Origin of the sequence: Francisella philomiragia, from assembly GCF_018135955.1 — a bacterium.
Taxonomy (GTDB): Bacteria; Pseudomonadota; Gammaproteobacteria; order Francisellales; family Francisellaceae; genus Francisella; species Francisella philomiragia.
Window position 1 is genome coordinate 353,491 of record NZ_CP063138.1, and the last position, 19,382, is coordinate 372,872.

A 19,382-nucleotide genomic window follows, 5' to 3' on the forward strand; every position below is an offset into this window, starting at 1 on the left:
TAATCGATATTATTGAGACTTAATTTAAAAACTATCAATTATTTTATATTTAACTACACAAAAATATCATCCTGAATTTATTTCAGCATCTCGCTATAAATATTGATTTTATTGAGGTTTAGGGGCGATCTTAGGATGACATAAGTTGCTATTTTATGCCTAAGCGGAATAGATTTTTCTTGATGGATTTATATTAGTATTAGTTATTTTCTTCCCAAGGTACAGCATAATCACATTCTGGATTTGGGCATGCTTTTTGTTCGCCATCTTTTTTAGTTGTTTTATGTAGAAGTATTGGTGATTTACATTTTGGACAATCTTCTTTTATTGGTGGATACCAGTAAGCATTTTTACATTTAGGAAAACCTGAGCAAGCATAAAAAACCTTACCTTTGCGAGATTTTTTCTCAACGATATTGTTTTTGTTACACTTCGGACATACTACACCTGTATCTTTAGGTTTTTCAAGAGGTTCCATGTGTTTGCATGTTGGGTAATTAGAACAACCAATAAATTTACCATAGCGCCCTTGTTTAATGTGTAGATCCGATCCACATTCGGGACACTTTCTATCTTCGACAACAGTAGGCTCTTCTTTTTCAACTTCTTTACCATCGCTATCAACACGACGTGTATATTTACAAGTTGGATAGTTCGTACATCCGATAAATCTACCATTTTTACCTAAGCGAGATGATAGTTTGCTGCCGCATTCAGGACAGTCTTCGTCAAGCTCTTCAGTAACTACATCTTTACGAGATACGTCTTCTGAAATCTTATTTATTTTTTCAATAAATGGATGCCAAAAGCTATTTAGTACAGATAAGTAATCATTTTTATGATTAGCTATCTCATCAAGCTCTTTTTCTAGTCCTGCAGTATAAGAATACTCAACATATTTTTTGAAATACTCGGTTAAGAATTTATTTACAATACGACCCTTATCTGTAGGTATAAAACGACGTTTTTCGACTTCAACATAGTCTCTTTGTTGGAGTGTTGAAATTATAGTTGCATATGTCGAAGGTCTACCGATACCATGTTTTTCTAAAGCTTTGACTAAAGATGCTTCAGTATATCGAGGAGGAGGCTCAGTTGAGTGTGCTTTAGTTATAATATCTTTTAACGGTACTTTTTCACCTTTTTCAAACTCTGGTAGAGTTTGTTCATCATCAGAGTCTTTTTCATCTTCATCTTTTTCAACATTATAGATTTTCAAAAATCCTGCATCGACAATAACAGTTCCTGTAACTCTGAATTTGTGTTTTGAGTTTTCTGTGATCAAATCAACAGAAGTGCTATTTAACGTTGCTTGCTTCATTTGACAAGCAATAGTTCTATTGTATATTAGGCTATACAGTTTAAACTCGTCTGAGGTTAAGTGTTGCTTGATTGACTCAGGAGTTCTATTTGCTGCTGTTACACGGATAGCTTCATGAGCTTCTTGAGCATTTTGTGATTTTTTGCCAAAAACTCTAGGCTTGGAAGGAAGCATATCTTTATCAAACTTTGATTCAATAAAGTTTCTTATGTCATTTAGAGCATCATTAGATAAGTTAGTTGAGTCTGTTCTCATATAAGATATAAGACCTACAGATTCACCATTGCCAAGATCAATACCTTCATAAAGCTTTTGGGCTGTAGACATAGTTCTCTTAGCAGTGAAGCCTAATTTTTTTGAAGCCTCTTGTTGAAGAGTTGATGTTATAAAAGGAGGGTAAGGGTTTCTTCTAGTTTTCTTTTCTGTGACTCCCTCAACTATCAAAAATCCATTGGCATCTTTAACAATTGTAGATTTAGCTTTTTTAGCATCTTTTTCAGCTATAAATGTAAACTGTTCTACTTTAGTGTTGTTAAACTCTATCAAATTTGCAAATATCTGCTTTTGCTTAAATGTATCTGCAGTCAAACTCCAGTAATCTTGTTTTATGAAGTTTTCACGTTCTATTTCACGCTCAACGATCATTCTTAGAGCTGGACTTTGAACTCTCCCAGCGGATAATCCACTAGTTATTTTACGCCATAGTAAAGGGGATAAATTAAAGCCAACTAGAAAATCTAATGCTTGACGAGCTTTTTGAGCGTTAACTAAATCCATGGATAGTTCTTTTGGATTTTCTATAGCATTTGTTACAGCAGATTTTGTGATCTCATTAAATGTGACACGATAAACATTTTTATCTTTCAGTAAGTGAGCATTTTTAAGTACTTCTTGCACATGCCAAGATATAGCTTCCCCTTCTCTATCTGGATCGGTAGCAAGATATATGTTTTCAGCACTTTTTGCAGCTTTTTTTATTGCATCTAAATGTTTCTTACTTCTTTCACTTGTTGTGAATTTGATTTTGAAGTTATCATTTACATCAATAGACGTATCTTTAGACGGTATTTCTCTAACGTGTCCAAATGATGCCAAAATATCAAAATCATTACCAAGATATTTTTTTATAGTCTTCGTTTTGGCAGGAGACTCAACAATTACTAAATTTTTTGCCATTTTCAACCTTTGAAATATTTATGTATAAAAAGAGTATTTCTGTGAATACTCGCAAGTGAATTAATAAAATATAAGAAAACAGTCAGCTTATCAATAGTTAATGTATAAAAGTTGGTTTTATAGCAGGCAAATATAGACTATAATTTCTTAAGTACTCTATATAATAAGTTAATTTATATATTTTAAGGTTTTTTTAAAATGAAGCAAAAATGTGCAAAAGTTATATCTTTGTTGCAACAAAAAGGCGGCTCAGGAAAAACAACAACAGCAATTAATATTGCCTGTGGCTTAAAAGAGCAAGGATACAAAGTTGCTATAGTTGATATGGATAAAGATAAGCCAGATGCTTACATGTGGATGACAAAAAACAATGATGCTAGTGATTTTGTTTATAACCTTGATGAGAAAAATGTAAGAGAAAAGGTTTTAGAATTAAAGCAGCATTTAGATTTTGTAGTTATTGATACGCCACCTAATTTTCAAACAGCAGCCCTAAAGTCAGCATTGCTCTCTGACTTGGTAGTTATACCATGTTCTCCAAGTGGTATGGACTTGTCAGGCTTGATAGAGGCTAAAGATTTAGCTCTGACAGCAGAGAAGCCTTATAAGTTTTTTGCTAATAGAGTCCAAATGCAATCGAATATGGCTAAGAGCTTGCTGGAGTTTTTTGAAGAAGATGGAAATTATTTTGAAGCCTATGTTTCCCAAAGTGTTAAGTTCATTGAGGCTGAAGCTGAAGGGGTATATGTCGGTGACTATGCAAAACAAAGTAAGGTACATATTCAAGTTAAAAAGTTAGCTAGAGAAATAATAGAGTTCTTCGGAGAATAAAAAATGGCTAAGAAAATTTCTTTAATGAACCGTAAGACTAATCCTAAAATTCATGATGCAGTAGCTCAAGAAAAAAAAGATATTCTCAGAGCTATGCAACTACAAGAACTCAGTGATCAAGCAAGTAAAGTAGGTCAGCTTTTTGAATTACCCTTGAATCTTGTTAAACCTGATGTTAATCAGCCAAGAAAGACATTTAAAAATATTGATTCTCTTGCGGAAAGTATTCGAGAAAATGGTGTTATTCAGCCGATTATTGTTACTGCTAAAAAAGATGATGGAGTACATCATATAATTGCGGGAGAAAGACGATATTTAGCAAGTCAAAAAGCAGGTTTGACAACTATACCGTGTATTGTAAGACAAGAAGAGTCTGATGCTAATATTATCTTATTGCAGCTTTTAGAAAATGATCAAAGAGAGAATGTATCGCCATTTGAAGAGGCAGATGCATTAAGAGATTTGATTGAAAATAAGAATGTCAAAAAATCTGATATAGCTAAAGTTTTAGGTCGAGATAATAGTTGGATATCGATGCGTCTGAAGATAGCTGATGCCGAAGATAATATTCGTGAATTATCAAACAAAGGTATTATTGAAGATGTAAGAACTTTATATGAGCTTAAAAAATTTGCAGAAGAGATACCTGAAGGAGCTCAAGAATTTGTGCAAAAAGCTCTAGAAAATAAAATATCAGGCTCCTATCGTAGTGCTATCACTAGATATAGAGATAATTGGAAGCGTAAGGCTGAGATATTAGATAGTGAAAAAATGGATGTAATAAATATCAAGAATATCTCTAAAGATGGTAATCTACTTACAATAAAAGGAGCTAGAGGTAGTTCAAAGAATTACAGCTATACTTTTGAGATAACAGAAGAATTTAAAAAAATATTATTTGATGCATTAATAAGTTAATAAAAATTAAGATGAAAATAGCTATACTACAAACAGATCATATTCCAGAGCATCGACGTGGGGTTGCAGGTGGTAATTATCCTGAGATGTTTGCTAATCTTTTTTTTAAGTTGTCTGTAGTTGTTGATTTTGATATTTATGATGTAACTATTCAAGAATATCCAGAAAATTATGATATTTATGATGGTTTTATTATTACAGGTAGTAAAGCTACGGCTTTTGATAATCTTGGATGGATAGTTAAGCTAAAAGCAGAAATAAAGAAACTTTATGAACAAAACAGAAAGATTATAGGTATCTGTTTTGGACATCAAATTTTAGCTCAAGCACTTGGTGGGAGAGTAGAAAGAGGTCCTAAGGGGTTTGCGGTAGGGGTGCGTAATGTTGAGGTTCTAATAAAGAAACCATGGATGAATCCGTTTCACAACTATCTGAGCTTATTGTTTTATCATCAAGATATGATAGTGGAGCTCCCTAAGAATGCGGAGCTAATAAGTACAAGTGATTATTGCAAAGTTCAAATGTTTTGTATCAATAATCATATTTTAGGAATACAAGCCCATCCTGAAATGTTAAAAGTACACAATCATGCTCTTATAAAAGAATATCAAGATGATATAAAAAATGAATTTCATCACGCTTTAGAAAGTTTGAGAATTAGAGATAATAGTTTAATAATAGCCCACTGGATGGCTAATTTTTTTGAGTATAAGGATTAGGTATGAGACAAATAGGTAGAATTGTAGTCTTTGGAGATAGCCTTTTAGATAATGGTAATATTATGAAGACATTAGATATACCAGGTAAACCATACCATGACGGTAGGTTCTCAAATGGGCTTGTTTCAACAGAGGTCTTGGCCGATATTTTAGCTAAAGATCAAAAAGTGCAAGAAATTAAACATAAAAATTATGCAATAGGTGGAGCGTTGACTCATGGCGCTAATCCTTCATCTCTATTGCGATATCATTCGTTTGCAGTATCTGATCAAGTTGCTAGATTTGAGAATGAAGAAGGGCGCTTTGCAGACGATGATTTAGTTATTGTCAATGGAGGAGCGAATAACTTCATGTTTATGGTATACAATGAAATACCATATATCAATTTGATGCCAAAATTTAGAGTGGCTAGGGATTTAAGTAAAATTGTTAGCAAGGTTATAAAAATGGGAGCTAAAAATATAATCTTGTGGAATATTCCAGACGTAACTAGAGCACCAGGATACAAAGAATATCTTTCTAATTGGGTTGGTAAATTCTTTAAGTCATATTTGAAAACCAATGTGAATTTGCAAAATGGATTATTAAGAAATCGTGTAGCAGAGCTTCAAATGCTTTTTCCAAGTGTTAATCTTAAGCTTTTTGACTTTTTTACACTATTAAATGATTGTATTGATTCTCCAAGAAAATATGGGTTTGAGAATGTTACGGATGCCTGTGTTGATAGCTATGGTGGAGCAGATTCTTTAGGCAATATTCAATATGATATCGAAGTTCTTGGTGATCCTGAAAAGTACTTATGCTGGGATTATTGTCATCCAACTGCAAAGGCTAATAGGGTTGTGGCAAATAAGATGCTAGAGCTATGGAAACATGATATGTAATTTTGTTTTATCCTTTGAAGCTTGTAGCCACAACATAAAACTCTCTTGATTTGGGTCTTGATGATTTTGGTTTAAATTGTGTTACTTTATTAAAAGACTCTCTTACTAATTTAAGGTATTCATCACTTCCTTGACCTTGAAAAACCTTCGCAACAAAAGAACCATTTCTGTTTAGATTTGTAGTTGCAAAGTCTAGAGCAAGTTCAAGAAGATGGATTGATCTTGCTTGATCAGAGGTTTTGTTTCCACTTAGGTTTGGAGCCATATCAGATATTACACAGTCAATTTTCTTATCATTTATAAGTTGGTTTAACCTTTCGTAAGTTTCATCACTAGAAAAGTCTCCTTGGATAAACTCTACGCCAGCAATAGGAGCCATTTCAAGTAAATCTAGAGCAATAAGTTTACCATTGTTGCCTATAAATTTTACTACCTGTTCTGACCACCCTCCTGGAGCAGATCCAAGATCAATTATAAACATATTCTGCTTGAATAGGTTGTATTTATCTTGTATCTCAAGAATCTTGAAACTTGCACGACTACGATAGCCAAGTTTATTAGCTTGAAGCACATAATAATCAGAAGTATGATCTTGAATCCATTTTTTAGTAGTAGAACCTTTAGACATAGTTATCTTAGAATTTTTTCTTTATATTGTATGGATATTTTATAGATAAATAAAGTATCCTAATGATATTGTTTTTATCCATATCAAAAGCTTATAAAACAGCTGTTTTAGAGTTATAATTAATTCACTAGAATTTTCATTTTTTGAGTTTAGAATGTATAGAAAAATATTCATCGTCTGTTTGATAGGCTTGTCAGCAGCATCTTGCACTATAAAGGAAGATATTCAAGATAATATTGATCATTATGATAAGCTAACAAGGTATAGTCAAGCTAAAGAGGTTAGTTATAGTAAGCATACAAATGACATTGATGGGGCTAGATTTTTAGTTGCAAACTATCCAGATCAAGTTATTCGTTTAGATGGTAAAGATTTTGATGAAAGATATAAGAAGTTAGTGGAGTATCTCAAAGATAATGGCTATACAATTATGGCAAACGAGAAACTACCTCAAACAGCTACTATTATCGCGGAACTTAATAAGCCTCTTCCTGATATGAAGTATATGGGAGTTATAATGGAGCAAGATTCAAAAATGGGTCAAACTGTATATAGTATATCTTATGGTGGCAATGAATTTAAAGCTAGGCAGTTCTATACTGACTATAAGAAAACATTATGATTTTTTGGTAAATAACGAAGCAAGTATCAGAAGTATTACACCACAGGTTATTGCTGAATCAGCTATATTAAAAGATGGCCAGTGATAATTACCAATATGAAAATCTAAAAAGTCTATGACATAACCTTGAAAAGCTCTATCATAGAAGTTACCTAGAGCTCCTCCTAATATAAGTGAGAATGAGATTAGGTTAAGTCTTGCACTAGTAGGTTGTCTGACTATTAGATATATAAGCACAATTGCAGCGATTAATGAAATAGTGGCAAACATAATCATTTGCCATGATGTTTGATCATTGCTCAGTAAGCTAAATGCAGCTCCATGATTGTATAGTAAAGTAAAATTAAAGAAGCTAGTCACTTTTACAGGTTGGGCAAATTCAAGCCAAGTATTAGCTAAATATTTCGTGTATAAATCTACAGCTATAATAATAAATGCTAAGATGAAATATTTAAGCTTAGGTTTAAGCGAATTCACGTGATTCTCCAGCTTCTGTAGTAATATTTTCAACGCAACGACTGCAGATATCTTGATATTCTTCATTTTGACCCACAGTAGCGCTACGATGCCAACATCTTTCACATTTTGGTTCTTCAATCTTATTAACTTCAATATTTAGACCAGTGATATTTGACTCAATAGAGTTATTTGTTTTTTCTTCAATAGCTCTTAAACTTGCTTTTGATGATATCAGTAAGAATCTAAGCTCATTGCCAAGCTTCTCTAGAAGTTTATAGTTATCGTTATCTGCATATATGATAATTTCTGCTTCCAATGATGCCTTAATTACTTCTTCATTTCTTTTAATCTCAAGTATTCTATTAACTTCTGAGCGTATTTCTTGAATTTTTGCCCAGAATTCTAGATTTAACTCATCTTCACTATTAAATGATTTAAGATCGGTATACCACTCACAAAGCTGAATAGGTAAATCAGTTGTTTTTGGGGTAGCCTCCCATATTTCATCAGCTGTATATGAAAGTATAGGTGCCATCCATCTTACAAGTGCATGAACTATATGATATATGGCAGTCTGAGCTGATTTACGTGGATGACCATCTGCTTTTGCAGTGTATTGCCTATCTTTGATAATATCTAGGTAGAAGCTGCCCATTTCAATAGAACAAAAATGGTGGATTAATTGAGCTACAGTATGAGTTTGATATTTATCGTAAGCTTCAATTATTTTGTCTTGGAATTCTTTTGTTTTAGCTATTGCCCATTGATCTAACTTGACTAGTTTGTCAAACTCAATAATATCTGTTTCTGGATTAAAGCCTTCTAGGTTTGATAATAAGAATCTAGCAGTATTGCGTAATCTACGATAAGTGTCAGCAGTTCTTTTTAGAATCTGATCAGAAACAGCCATTTCACTCTTGTAATCAGTAGAAGCTGTCCATAGACGAAGTATATCTGCACCTAAAGTATTATAAATATCTTGAGGTGAAGTTACATTGCCTAGAGATTTGGACATTTTGCGTCCATGTTCATCAACTACAAAACCATGGGTGAAGACTTCTTTATACGGTTGGCTACCTTTAGCAGACATAGCGACTAATAGAGATGTTTGGAACCAGCCTCGATGTTGATCAGACCCTTCTAAATACAAATCAGCTGGGTAGCTTAAACTTTTGTCTATATCTAAAATACACATACTTGATGAACCAGAGTCAAACCACACATCCAATGTATCTTTCACACGTTTATATTTATCTGTCTCAGCTATGAATTCATTATCATCTGCATTAAACCATGCCTCAATACCACCTTTTTCTATCTTTTGAGCTACTTTGTGAAGTATCTCAATAGTATTAGGATGTAGTTCTTCAGTTTCTTTATGAATGAATAATGGTAATGGTACGCCCCATGTTCTTTGACGAGATATACACCAATCTGGTCTATCTTTAATCATACCCTCTATACGAGCTTGTCCCCAACTAGGAGCCCAACTAGTTTCTTTAATTGCTTCTATAGCCTTTTCACGCAAGCCTTCTTTTTCCATGCTAATGAACCATTGAGGAGTAGCTCTGAATATCAATGGAGTCTTGTGGCGCCAGCAATGAGGATAACTATGTTTTAGTTTATCAAAGTTCATTAGACGCTTTTTCTCGCCAAGAAGTTCAATAACTCTATCGTTCGCTTTAAATACAAATTCGCCAGCGAATAGTTTAGTATTTTCGCTATAGCAGCCATTACCTTTTACAAAAATCTCCATTGATAAATCATGCTCTTTTCCAAGAGTGAAATCTTCAACACCGTGAGTAGGTGCTGTATGAACCATCCCTGTACCTGAGTCATCAGTTACATGATCACCATGTAAAATAGGCACGTGGCGGCTATAGAATGGATGCTCTGCAATAATACCTATTAATTTATCTCCACTAGTGTTAGCTATAACTTGAGCATTTTCAATAGCATATCTTTTGAGTGTTTGCTCTACTAAATTTTCAGCTAAAATAATATAGAAGTCCTCAATTTTAACTAAGCTATATTTAAGCTGATTATTAACAGCTATTGCTTGGTTAGCTGGTAATGTCCATGGAGTCGTTGTCCAAATTATTGCAAAAGCATCATGGTTTAGAGATTCTAAGCCAAAAGCTTTAGCAAGCTTCTCTTTATCTTTGATTTTGAACTTTACATCAATTGCCGGTGAGATTTTATCTTTGTATTCGACTTCAGCTTCAGCAAGTGCTGATCCGCAGTCAGTACACCAGTGAACAGGTTTAAATCCTTTTGTTAGATGCTTGTTCTCAATTATTTTAGCTAATGTTCTAATCATATTAGCTTCATAGCTAAAGTCCATAGTTAAATAAGGTTGATCCCATTGACCCAATACGCCAAGTCTCTTAAAGTCTTTCTTTTGTATTTCTACTTGCTGCTTTGCATATTTGCGACATTCTTTTCTAAAAGCGTCTTCAGATATTTTCTGACCAGCTTTACCGTGTTTCTTTTCGACTTGTAATTCTATTGGTAAGCCATGACAGTCCCAAGTTGGAATATAAGGAGCATCATAGCCACTTAGTGTTTTGGATTTGACGATTATATCTTTTAAGATTTTGTTTACAGCATGTCCGACATGGATGCTACCGTTAGCGTAAGGAGGTCCATCATGTAGCACAAACTTTTCACGACCAGCAAAATGCTCTCTAATCTTTTTGTAAATACCTTGTTTTTCCCACTTATTGAGGATCATGGGCTCTTTATTTGCTAAGTTACCTTTCATTGAGAAAGAAGTTTTTGGAAGATTTAAGGTGTCTTTATAGTCACTCATTTGGATTCCTTAGGTATTTAAAGGTTATATATTGAAAATAAAATTACTTAAACAGTGATTATAAAGTACAAAGGTTGTTATGTTAATACTCTTTATAATGTAGTTATTAATTTTTTTGCAGTTTCTATATCTTTGGATATTTGCTCTTTTAATTCATCAAACGAGTTGAATTTTTTTTCAGGTCGGATGAAGTCAATGATTTCGGTTGTTATGTGCTTACCATATATAAACTTATTGAAATTGAAAATATGTGTTTCTAAAAGATTATTTTTACCATCTATTGTGGGTCTAGTTCCAGCATTACTAATGCCAAAAAATACTTGATCATCTATATAGACTTTTGATAAATATACGCCTTTCAAAGCCGAGTTCTTAAGCAGTTTCTGATTTACAGTGTGAAAGCCAATTTTTCTGCCGTTTTTTTGACCATGTAGCACTCTTGAATTAATTTTTAGAGAGCTACCTATTAGTTTATTGGCTTGTTGGATATCATGCTCAGCAATGGCTTGACGAATCTGACTACTGCTTATGCGATGATTATCAAGATTTAGAGTAGAAATTCTGTCAACTGTGAAATCATGAGTCAAAGAGTATTGCTCTAGTAAACTATAGTTGCCAGCACGATTTTTGCCAAATTTAAAATCATCGCCGACTATGATGTGTTTTGTGTTTAGTTTCCTAACAAGAAACTCTTCAATAAATTCTTTTGCTTCAATATTTGCAAACCTTTGATTAAATTTGTGACAGATTATATGTTCAATTCCTAGTTTGTTGAGGTTGATAACTTTATTTCTAAAGTCATATATTCTTGTGGGAGCTATTTCTTTGAGAAAGAACTCTTTAGGCAGAGGTTCAAAAAACATGATATAAGGTACTAGATTATTTTCTTTAGCAATATGTATAAGTTTTTGTATGATTGCTTGATGTCCTAAGTGGACACCATCAAATGAGCCTATAGCTACAGCTTTAGCTAAAGAATTATCAGTTTTATTTAAGTTTGTAATAATTTTCATTATAAAAAAGAAGGTTTAAAGCTATTTTAATTGGGAGTATAATAGCGTATAGTATTCATTTTTTGTTGAAAAAAAGCAACTACTGATAGATACTTATCTGTTAGATGTTCGGGTTATTGTGTAACACAAATTTTATTGAGTGGTTTAGTCATGGCAGGTGAAAAAAGAATTAGAAAATTAAGAAATAAAATTGGTAAGGTTTTTGCGATCGAAACGAATCTTACGGGTAGGCAATTATTAAATAACCGTGTCTTAAACAAAGATGTTGCCTTCAGTCAAGAGGAGAGAATTGCTTTTGATCTTATTGGTTATCTTCCTGAGAAGGTTGAGAGTCTTAATGAACAGGCAGCTAGAGTAAAGAGGCAGTTGAAGCTTAAGCCAAACGCACTAGAGAAGTATGTTTTTTTGAATAGACTGCATGATCTAAATACAACACTTTTTTATCACTTTGTCCGAGAAAATCTTGAAGAAATAATGCCGATTATATATACCCCTACTGTTGGTGAAGCGGTACAAAAATATAGTAGTTCTTTTAGAAAGCAGAGTGGACTTTTCTTGTCTATAAGTCACAAAAAACACATTGCTAAGATTTTAGAAAGATATGAGTACAACAGTATTGACTTAGTGCTTGTTACAGATGGTGAGGCAGTTTTAGGTATAGGCGATCAAGGTATCGGTGGTATGAATATTAGCATTGGTAAGATCATGGTATATGTTGCTGCTAGTGGTATAGATCCAGCTAGAGTGTTACCAGTTCAGCTTGATATGGGGACAAATAATGATTCATTGTTGAATGCTCAAGGTTATCTAGGCATTAGATTACCTAGAGTATCAGGCGAGACTTATGACGAGTTTATTGATGAGTTTGTAACTCAAGTTAAGGCAAGATTCCCTAACGTCTTCTTGCATTGGGAAGATCTAGGACGTGATAATGCTACTCGTATTCTGGAAAAGTATAAAGATAAGCTGTGTACGTTTAATGATGATATAGAAGGTACAGGTATTGTTGCTGCTGCAAATTGTATAGCTGCTGTTAAAACGGCAAATGGCAAAAGAATTGCAGCAGGCGAGTTAACAGTCGAAGAAGCTTTAAGCAGTATATGCGATATCAAAATAGTTGTGTTTGGTGCTGGAAGTGCAGGTTGTGGTATCGCAAGACAGCTCGCTGATGTGATATCAGATAGAGCGGGAGTCTCTATAGAGGAGGCAATGAAGAGTATTTATTTGGTTGATAGATATGGTTTAATTTGTGATAAGTTAAGAGCCAAGAGAATTACTCCAGAGCAAAAGCCTTTTATCAAGTTTAGTGAAGAGATTGATAGCTGGAAAATTGAAGACCCAAGTTATATAACCTTAGAGGAAGTCGTAAAAAATACTAAATGTGATATTTTGATCGGAACATCTGGTCAACCTGGATCATTTACTGAAGAGATTATTAAGACTATGGCTAAAAATAATAATTATCCAATTATTATGCCTTTGTCTAATCCTACATCACTATGTGAAGCATTACCTGAAGATATCATCAAATGGACTGAAGGTAGAGCTCTGATAGCTGCAGGTAGTCCATTCCCGGATGTTACTTATAATGGTTGTCAGTATCGTATATCTCAGGGTAATAATGCGTTTATATTCCCTGGTTTAGGTTTAGGATCAGTTGCAGTGCACGCTAGAGTGCTAACTAAAGGTATGATTAGAGCAGCTTGTTATAGATTGAGTGAGTTATCACCAATGGTAATTAATGAAGATATAACTCAACCTTTACTTGCTAAGATATCTGACTTGGTAGAGGTGACGAAGGAGATAACAAAAGCAGTAGCTAAGCAAGCTATTTTAGAAAATGTTCACGGTGTGGATGTTGACCTAGAAGACCTTACAGAAAGCGAGTTTGATAGTGAGGTGGAGAGATTGATCAATTTATCTTCATGGACGCCAACATACGCGCCATACATGCCTATCTAAAATTCATAAACACTATCTATATTTAATGCATAAAAAATCTTGAAACGAGCTATAAGATTGTGCTATGCTCAAAAAGATTTTTCTATGTCGCTGGTTAAATTTTTTTAGAGGAAGATTGATTGTGGTAATAAGTAGATTGAAAAAAACTTGTTTGTTAGTCGGTAGCTTGTTAGCTTGCTATGGTTATGCTTATTCTGAAGACTCTCCTCAAGTAGTCTCACAAGGTGGTCCATTAGGAGCAACAAGTATTGGAGATCAAAGTCTTGGTCAACAAGCATCTCAAGGTAGTGCAAATTCAGCTTCTAGCACAGCAAGTTCTTCGCAGCAGTCTAGCGGTAATATTAACGAAAGAGAGTTGCTGCTAAGCTTACAAAGACAAGTTCAACAGCTTCAAGGTCAGTTACAGCAATTGAAGTCACAAGATGGTGGTGGTTTAAAGAATACTTCTAATGGCAAGTCATCATTTACGACTTACAGTTCAAAAGTAGATGGCAATAGTAATGCCGGCTCTCTTGGTGGCAACGGTGATGGTAGGGATTTAAGTAGAGCTCTAGTATCAGATAGTAATCCATCTGATATCATGCAGAATGTAAGTGCGAGTGATTCCATTGTTAATTTGGGTGACCAACCTGTTGGTGGTATCTTCAGCTCAAGTGGTGGTATTGACGTTGGTGGTGGTCCTGCAATTACAACACAGGGTCAGGTAACTTATCTAGGTTCATATTCTGGTAACAACAGTATTCCTATTGGACAGATATCTTCTAACCTTTTTGCATCTACACTATTAGGTCAAAGAGAAAAGTTTGATGATTATTCAGTATTCTTTGGTGGCTTTATCGAGGCAGATGCTCAAGCATGGTTTGGTAGTGGTATTTCTAAGTGGGATCCTAGTAATAATCGACTTTCTAGTAATGGGCAGAACATATATCTGACAAATGCTAAGCTATATTTCTTATCAAATTTAGGTCATTATGTGACAGCTCAGTTTGATTTTGATACAGATGAGTCAGGAAACTTTGGTCTTGGTAATGCTTTTGTTATATTTGGTAACCTTGATACATCGCCATTCTTTGTTACAGCAGGTAGAAATAAGCTGACAGTTGGCTCTTATGGTGGGGGTGGTACTTGGACTGGTGGTATCACTGGTTTCTTGGCACCGGGATCACCTACCAACGTTTCTCTTAACTATAAAGATAGCGTATGGAACGCTGCAGTTGCTGTATTTGGTTCAGATGATAAGCATGCTAACTTCTCGACGGGATTATTTTATGCAGATAGTTGGACACCTAATTTGGGAGCTGGTTTTAACGTTGGTTATGTATACAATATTGCGGGCGCGCAGAACGGTAACATTCAAGATTCATTGAAAGCACTTAATCGTGCTGGGGATACTGTAGGTGCTTTAAACGTTGATGGAAACTTAGCTTATAGTATTTGGGGCGGTATTGTCAACATGGCTGCAGGCTGGGCAAGTACAACAAACTCAGAAGAGTTTAATGGTGTTGGTACAGGAAATGTGTTGGCTGGGGCATGGTATGGCGCGCTTAACTATGCTGCTATGCTAGGAGGTAGAAATACTAACTTTGGTGTAACATATGGTCAGACTTATAATGCTGCCGCTATTCCAATGGGTACTTCAAATGCCTCACCATCGTTTGGTAATACTGCAACGGGTATTAAACAACAGCTTGTTTTCTCGGCTCAGAGAGCATACTTTGATGATAATGTCTTATTTGGTCCAGAATACTCATACCAAAGACTATACAGCGGTGAGCATCTGAATACAATCACTCTCGATATGTCAGTATACGTATAAAATATTTTTATGAATGTTTAAAAAAAACATATATGCTGTCGTATTAATATTTTTGTTTTTTAGTATATCTTGTGCTGATGGTCAGAATCAGCATCTTGATCAGCAACAGCAGTTGAGTCAGCAAGAAGTTGAGCAACTTGCTAATCAAATTAAATTATTGCAAGCGGAAATTAATAACTTAAATAAACAAGAAAGTAGCGAAGTTGCTGTTGGGTTGGGTTCTCAACAAAAAAATACGAATATTGAATTTGGTGATTTTGATAAAAATGTAAAAATTAGAGAGCAATATCTGCAAGAGCAAATGGTTATCGGAGCTCCTGCTAGTAGCGATAGTGATCAGGTCGATGTTGGTGATCAAGTTAAGATTACTACACAAGGTGAGGTTACTTATGTTGGTTCATTCTCAAGTAACAACACCGTACCAATCGGACAGTTGCCTAGTAACCTTTTTGCATCAAGTATTCTTAAACAAAGGGCTTTTTTTGATGATTATGCAATTTTCTTTGGTGGATTTATTCAAGCAGATGCTCAGACATGGAATGGTAGTAATATAACTACAAGATCTGGCGGAACCTTTGACGGTAATGGCGAGAATATATATTTAACTAGCGCGACATTATACTTTTTGGCAAATCTTGGTCATTTTGTAACTGTTAATATGGATTTTGCTGCTGATCAGAATAATAATTATGATCTTCAGGATGGTTTTGTTATTTTTGGTAATCTTGATACAACACCGATGTTTGTATCTGTTGGTAAGTATAGGCCTTCTGTTGGCTCATACGGTGGTGGTGGACCATGGACAAATAGTATCACTGCTAATATGTTTAGACCAAATAGGGTAACCAATGCTGCTATTAACTTTCGTGGAGATACTTCTAACTCAAACATTACGCTTTTAAACTCCGAAAATCATGCTACTTTTTCATTGGCATATTTCGATGCTGTGAAAATAGAGAATCTAGCTCAGATTGGTTTTAACTTAGGCTATATGCATGATATCAGAGGTGCTAATAGTCGATTTAATTTTATAAATAACCGTGTAGGTGAGTTTAATATTGATACTGCGGTAAGTTTTCAGAGTGTACCTTTTTTGCCTGGTAGTCTAAATCTTGGTGCTGGTTGGGCTACGACTACAACACAAAGTGCTCAGTATAATGGTTATAGTAATGCTTATGCGGGGGCATTTACGGTACAGGCAGCTTATACTATGAAGTTGTTTGGTAAGGGGCAAAATATTAACGCCAGTTATGGGCATTCATACAATGCCGATAATATACCTATGCCTCTATCTGCAGGTGTGGGAACATTCAAGACTGCTTCTGGTATTAAAGATCAAATCTTGATATCTACACAAAGATCTTTGTTTGATGATAATGTCTTGGTTGGTCCAGAGTATTCTTGGCAAAGTTTATATAATGGTCAAAAAATGAATACATTTACTATAGATTTATCAGTATATGTTTAATATAAGCTTTAGCTTTATAAAAATCGATAAATAGAGTAAGATTGATTATAAATTTATAATATTTAAGATTACAGAATAATTATGTCTTTTTTAGTTGCAATAGTTGGTAGAGCCAATGTTGGTAAATCTACACTTTTTAATGTTTTGACGAACTCTCGTGATGCATTGGTCTTTGATTTTGAGGGAGTAACTCGTGATCGTCAATATGGTCAAGCTAAGTATGATGATTTGGGTTATCTTGTAGTTGATACAGGTGGTATATCAGATCAAGATGCTGGCTTTGATGAGTTTATGGCAAAACAGTCACAGATGGCTATAGATGAAGCAAATTTAGTTTTCTTTGTCGTTGATGGTAGGTCAGGTTTGACATCTGGAGATGAGTATGTTGCGAATCTTTTGCGTCAAAAGGACAAAAGAGTTGTTGTGGTTGTAAACAAAGTTGATGGTGTTGAAGAAGAGTCAGCGATGGCAGAATTTTATGAGCTTGGGTTTGATAAGGTTTTTGCAGTATCAGCTGCTCATAGAAGAAATACTCAAAAATTACTTGATAAGTTTCTTAAGAAGCCTTTGAATGAGTTTTATCGAGATTATACTCAAACTCAAGAACACAAAGAACAACAGCGTCATGGTATACATTTCTCACTTATTGGACGTCCTAATGTGGGTAAATCTACTCTTACAAATAGGATGCTTGGAGAAGATAGGGTTGTAGTTTTTGATATGCCTGGTACTACTATTGACAGTGTTAGTATTCCATTTGAGCGTCATGGACATAAATATACAATCGTTGATACAGCAGGTGTTCGTAGAAGAGGCAAAGTAAAGCAAACTCTAGAAAAATTCTCAGTAATCAAAACTCTGCAGGCGATACAAGACTCAAATGTTGTAGTGGCAGTAGTAGATGCTAGGGAAGGAATTTCAGATCAAGATTTAAGTTTGATACATTTTGCTATCAAAAATGGTAGGGCATTGGTACTAGCTATAAATAAATGGGATGGCATGACTGAAGAAGATCGTAATCAAGTTAAACAAGATTTGAAAAGAAAATTATTTTTCTTAGAGGACTATGTTGATGTTCACTTTATTTCAGCATTGCACGGTACAAATGTTGGCCATGTGTTTGAATCTATAGATACTGCATATGCTTGTGCGAATAAAAAAATAACTACAGCAGATGCTACTCGTTTGATGCAACTTGCAGTAGAGGCACATTCACCACCTATGGTTGGCAAATTTAGAATCAAACTTAAGTATGCCCATGTTGGTGGACATAATCCTCCAGTTATTGTCATACATGGTAATCAAGTTAATAGATTGCCTAACTCATATAAGAGATATTTAGAAAATTTCTTTAGAGAAGCTTTAGATTTCCGTGGTACTCCTATAGTATTTGAATTTAAGCAGTCAGAAAATCCTTTTGCAGATAGAAAAAATAAGAGAACAAAAGATGAAGGCAGTAAGAGTAAAAAAACTAAATAAAATTGCTGATGAAATATCGATTAATATTAGTGGTGCAAAAAATGCTCTTCTGCATTTGATCTTTGCGGCTTTGATTCCTGATACTAAAACTAAATTTTCTAATGTACCTACGACTCTTTTGGACTATAAAGGAGCCAAAGAAATATTAGAAAATGTTGGTGCTAAGGTTGTTGAGAAAGGAGAGTGTGTAACTATTGATACTAGCCTTATCTCAAATGAGCCTTTAGAGCTTTGTGGTGAGATGACATCAAAGACTAGATGTTCACTGATGCTTTTAGGCTCTATGCTGAAGAAAAAAGGTCGTGTAAGGATTGGTTTTCCTGGGGGATGTAGCTTTAGTGAGAAGCGACCGTTTGATATCCATCTTAATGGTTTAGAGGCTTTAGGAGCTGAGGTTAAATTAGCTGATGATTATATAGATGTTATCTATAAAGAAGAAAAAGATGCTGAGTTTAAGATGCCTTTTCCTTCTGTTGGAGCAACTATGAATTTAGTCATGTATGCTGTTATAGGTAGCTCAGAAGTTGTGCTTGAGAATGTTGCATTAGAACCGGAAGTTGTTACTTTAATTGATTACCTAAATCAATGTGGAGCTAATATTTATTTTGATACCGATAGTAGAAAAATTAGAATTATAGGTGTATCGAGACTATCTGGATGTGAATTTGAGATAATCTTTGATCGCATCCAAGCAATGACTTATGCAGCTATGGCATATCTGTATAAAACAAATGTCACAATCACAAATATCAATACTCCTGATACTTATAGTATCGAAAAACCTCTTGAGAAGCTTACTAGTATAGGAGCTAAGTGGGAGTATGATCAGGCTAGTCGTAGTATTAAGTTTTTTGGTAAAGAAAGCTCTATTCAAGGTGAAGATATAATTGCTGCACCTTTTCCACATTTCCCTACTGATCTACAGCCAATATATGCAGTTATGCTATTTATGGCAAATAGCTCAAGTACTATTCAGGATACTGTATATCCTGAGCGCATTAATTATGTGTATCAAATTCGTAAGATGGGTTTTAATATCTCGATAGATAATAATCTAATAAAGATCAATCCTGTTAATGATTTGAGAAATATACGTCCTGCTGTTATGAGTGTCAAAGATTTGCGTGCAGGCATGGCTTGTTTGATGGCAGGTTCATTATTGAATGAGTTTTCGATTATTAATAATGCTCATCAAATTTTTAGAGGGTATAATAATCTTGTAGAAAATATGTCTCATTTTATGCAGATTGAAATTATAGATGATAATATTTAGG

15 protein-coding genes are annotated in these 19,382 nt (G+C 34.4%); 10 read left to right on the top strand and 5 right to left on the bottom strand.

Features of this window, described 5'->3' with window-relative positions:
* Nucleotides 1-199 precede the first annotated feature (199 nt).
* Nucleotides 200-2,497, bottom strand: a complete 2,298-nt coding sequence (topA, locus tag IMS64_RS01865; protein ID WP_035735116.1) for a type I DNA topoisomerase — start codon at nucleotides 2,495-2,497, stop codon at nucleotides 200-202.
* 198 nt (nucleotides 2,498-2,695) lie between these two features.
* Here topA and IMS64_RS01870 point away from each other — a divergent pair, with 198 nt between their 5' ends.
* The 4 genes from IMS64_RS01870 to IMS64_RS01885 are packed head-to-tail and all read left to right on the top strand — an operon-like array spanning nucleotide 2,696 to nucleotide 5,849.
* Nucleotides 2,696-3,328, top strand: coding sequence for a ParA family protein (locus IMS64_RS01870; protein WP_012279896.1), 633 nt, complete (start codon nucleotides 2,696-2,698; stop codon nucleotides 3,326-3,328).
* A gap of 3 nt (nucleotides 3,329-3,331) precedes the next feature.
* Entirely contained in the window at nucleotides 3,332-4,246 is a 915-nt protein-coding gene (locus IMS64_RS01875) for a ParB/RepB/Spo0J family partition protein (RefSeq protein ID WP_012279895.1), read from the top strand.
* 11 nt (nucleotides 4,247-4,257) lie between these two features.
* On the top strand, nucleotides 4,258-4,965 hold the full coding sequence (locus tag IMS64_RS01880) for a glutamine amidotransferase-related protein (protein WP_004286412.1): 708 nt from the start codon (nucleotides 4,258-4,260) through the stop codon (nucleotides 4,963-4,965).
* A gap of 2 nt (nucleotides 4,966-4,967) precedes the next feature.
* The gene (locus IMS64_RS01885; RefSeq protein WP_088820897.1) at nucleotides 4,968-5,849 is read left to right on the top strand and encodes an SGNH/GDSL hydrolase family protein; all 882 of its coding nucleotides are present in this window, start codon (nucleotides 4,968-4,970) and stop codon (nucleotides 5,847-5,849) included.
* Nucleotides 5,850-5,856: 7 nt separating this feature from the next.
* On the opposite strand, the gene IMS64_RS01890 is transcribed toward IMS64_RS01885, so the two are convergent.
* On the bottom strand, nucleotides 5,857-6,477 hold the full coding sequence (locus IMS64_RS01890; RefSeq protein WP_211490732.1) for an RlmE family RNA methyltransferase: 621 nt from the start codon (nucleotides 6,475-6,477) through the stop codon (nucleotides 5,857-5,859).
* Nucleotides 6,478-6,631: 154 nt separating this feature from the next.
* Between IMS64_RS01890 and IMS64_RS01895 the strand changes: the two genes are divergently transcribed.
* Nucleotides 6,632-7,099: a hypothetical protein gene (locus tag IMS64_RS01895; protein WP_042516832.1), complete on the top strand. Its 468-nt coding sequence runs from the start codon at nucleotides 6,632-6,634 to the stop codon at nucleotides 7,097-7,099.
* On the opposite strand, the gene lspA is transcribed toward IMS64_RS01895, so the two are convergent.
* The 3 genes from lspA to ribF all read right to left on the bottom strand — a co-directional run bounded on the left by lspA (nucleotide 7,094) and on the right by ribF (nucleotide 11,383).
* On the bottom strand, nucleotides 7,094-7,576 hold the full coding sequence (lspA, locus tag IMS64_RS01900) for a signal peptidase II (RefSeq protein WP_042516831.1): 483 nt from the start codon (nucleotides 7,574-7,576) through the stop codon (nucleotides 7,094-7,096). The genes IMS64_RS01895 and lspA overlap by 6 nt on opposite strands.
* The gene (gene ileS, locus IMS64_RS01905) at nucleotides 7,563-10,370 is read right to left on the bottom strand and encodes an isoleucine--tRNA ligase (protein ID WP_211490733.1); all 2,808 of its coding nucleotides are present in this window, start codon (nucleotides 10,368-10,370) and stop codon (nucleotides 7,563-7,565) included. Before ileS ends, lspA begins: the two co-directional genes overlap by 14 nt.
* A 92-nt stretch (nucleotides 10,371-10,462) precedes the next feature.
* Nucleotides 10,463-11,383 carry a bifunctional riboflavin kinase/FAD synthetase gene (gene ribF / locus IMS64_RS01910; RefSeq protein WP_211490734.1) on the bottom strand — a complete coding sequence of 307 codons (921 nt, stop codon included), beginning with the start codon at nucleotides 11,381-11,383 and terminating at the stop codon, nucleotides 10,463-10,465.
* Nucleotides 11,384-11,533: 150 nt separating this feature from the next.
* Between ribF and IMS64_RS01915 the strand changes: the two genes are divergently transcribed.
* The 5 genes from IMS64_RS01915 (at nucleotide 11,534) to IMS64_RS01935 (ending at nucleotide 19,381) form a co-directional block, all read left to right on the top strand.
* Nucleotides 11,534-13,345 (top strand): NAD-dependent malic enzyme, encoded by a 1,812-nt coding sequence (locus tag IMS64_RS01915; RefSeq protein ID WP_042524497.1) that lies wholly within the window; start codon nucleotides 11,534-11,536, stop codon nucleotides 13,343-13,345.
* 64 nt (nucleotides 13,346-13,409) lie between these two features.
* Entirely contained in the window at nucleotides 13,410-15,161 is a 1,752-nt protein-coding gene (locus IMS64_RS01920; RefSeq protein WP_211490735.1) for a DUF3573 domain-containing protein, read from the top strand.
* A 13-nt stretch (nucleotides 15,162-15,174) separates the two neighbouring features.
* Nucleotides 15,175-16,629: a DUF3573 domain-containing protein gene (locus IMS64_RS01925; protein WP_211490736.1), complete on the top strand. Its 1,455-nt coding sequence runs from the start codon at nucleotides 15,175-15,177 to the stop codon at nucleotides 16,627-16,629.
* Between the two features lie 81 nt (nucleotides 16,630-16,710).
* Entirely contained in the window at nucleotides 16,711-18,108 is a 1,398-nt protein-coding gene (gene der / locus IMS64_RS01930; protein WP_042524500.1) for a ribosome biogenesis GTPase Der, read from the top strand.
* Entirely contained in the window at nucleotides 18,077-19,381 is a 1,305-nt protein-coding gene (locus IMS64_RS01935) for a UDP-N-acetylglucosamine 1-carboxyvinyltransferase (protein WP_211490737.1), read from the top strand. The genes der and IMS64_RS01935 overlap by 32 nt, the downstream gene beginning before the upstream one ends.
* Nucleotide 19,382: the final 1 nt, after the last annotated feature.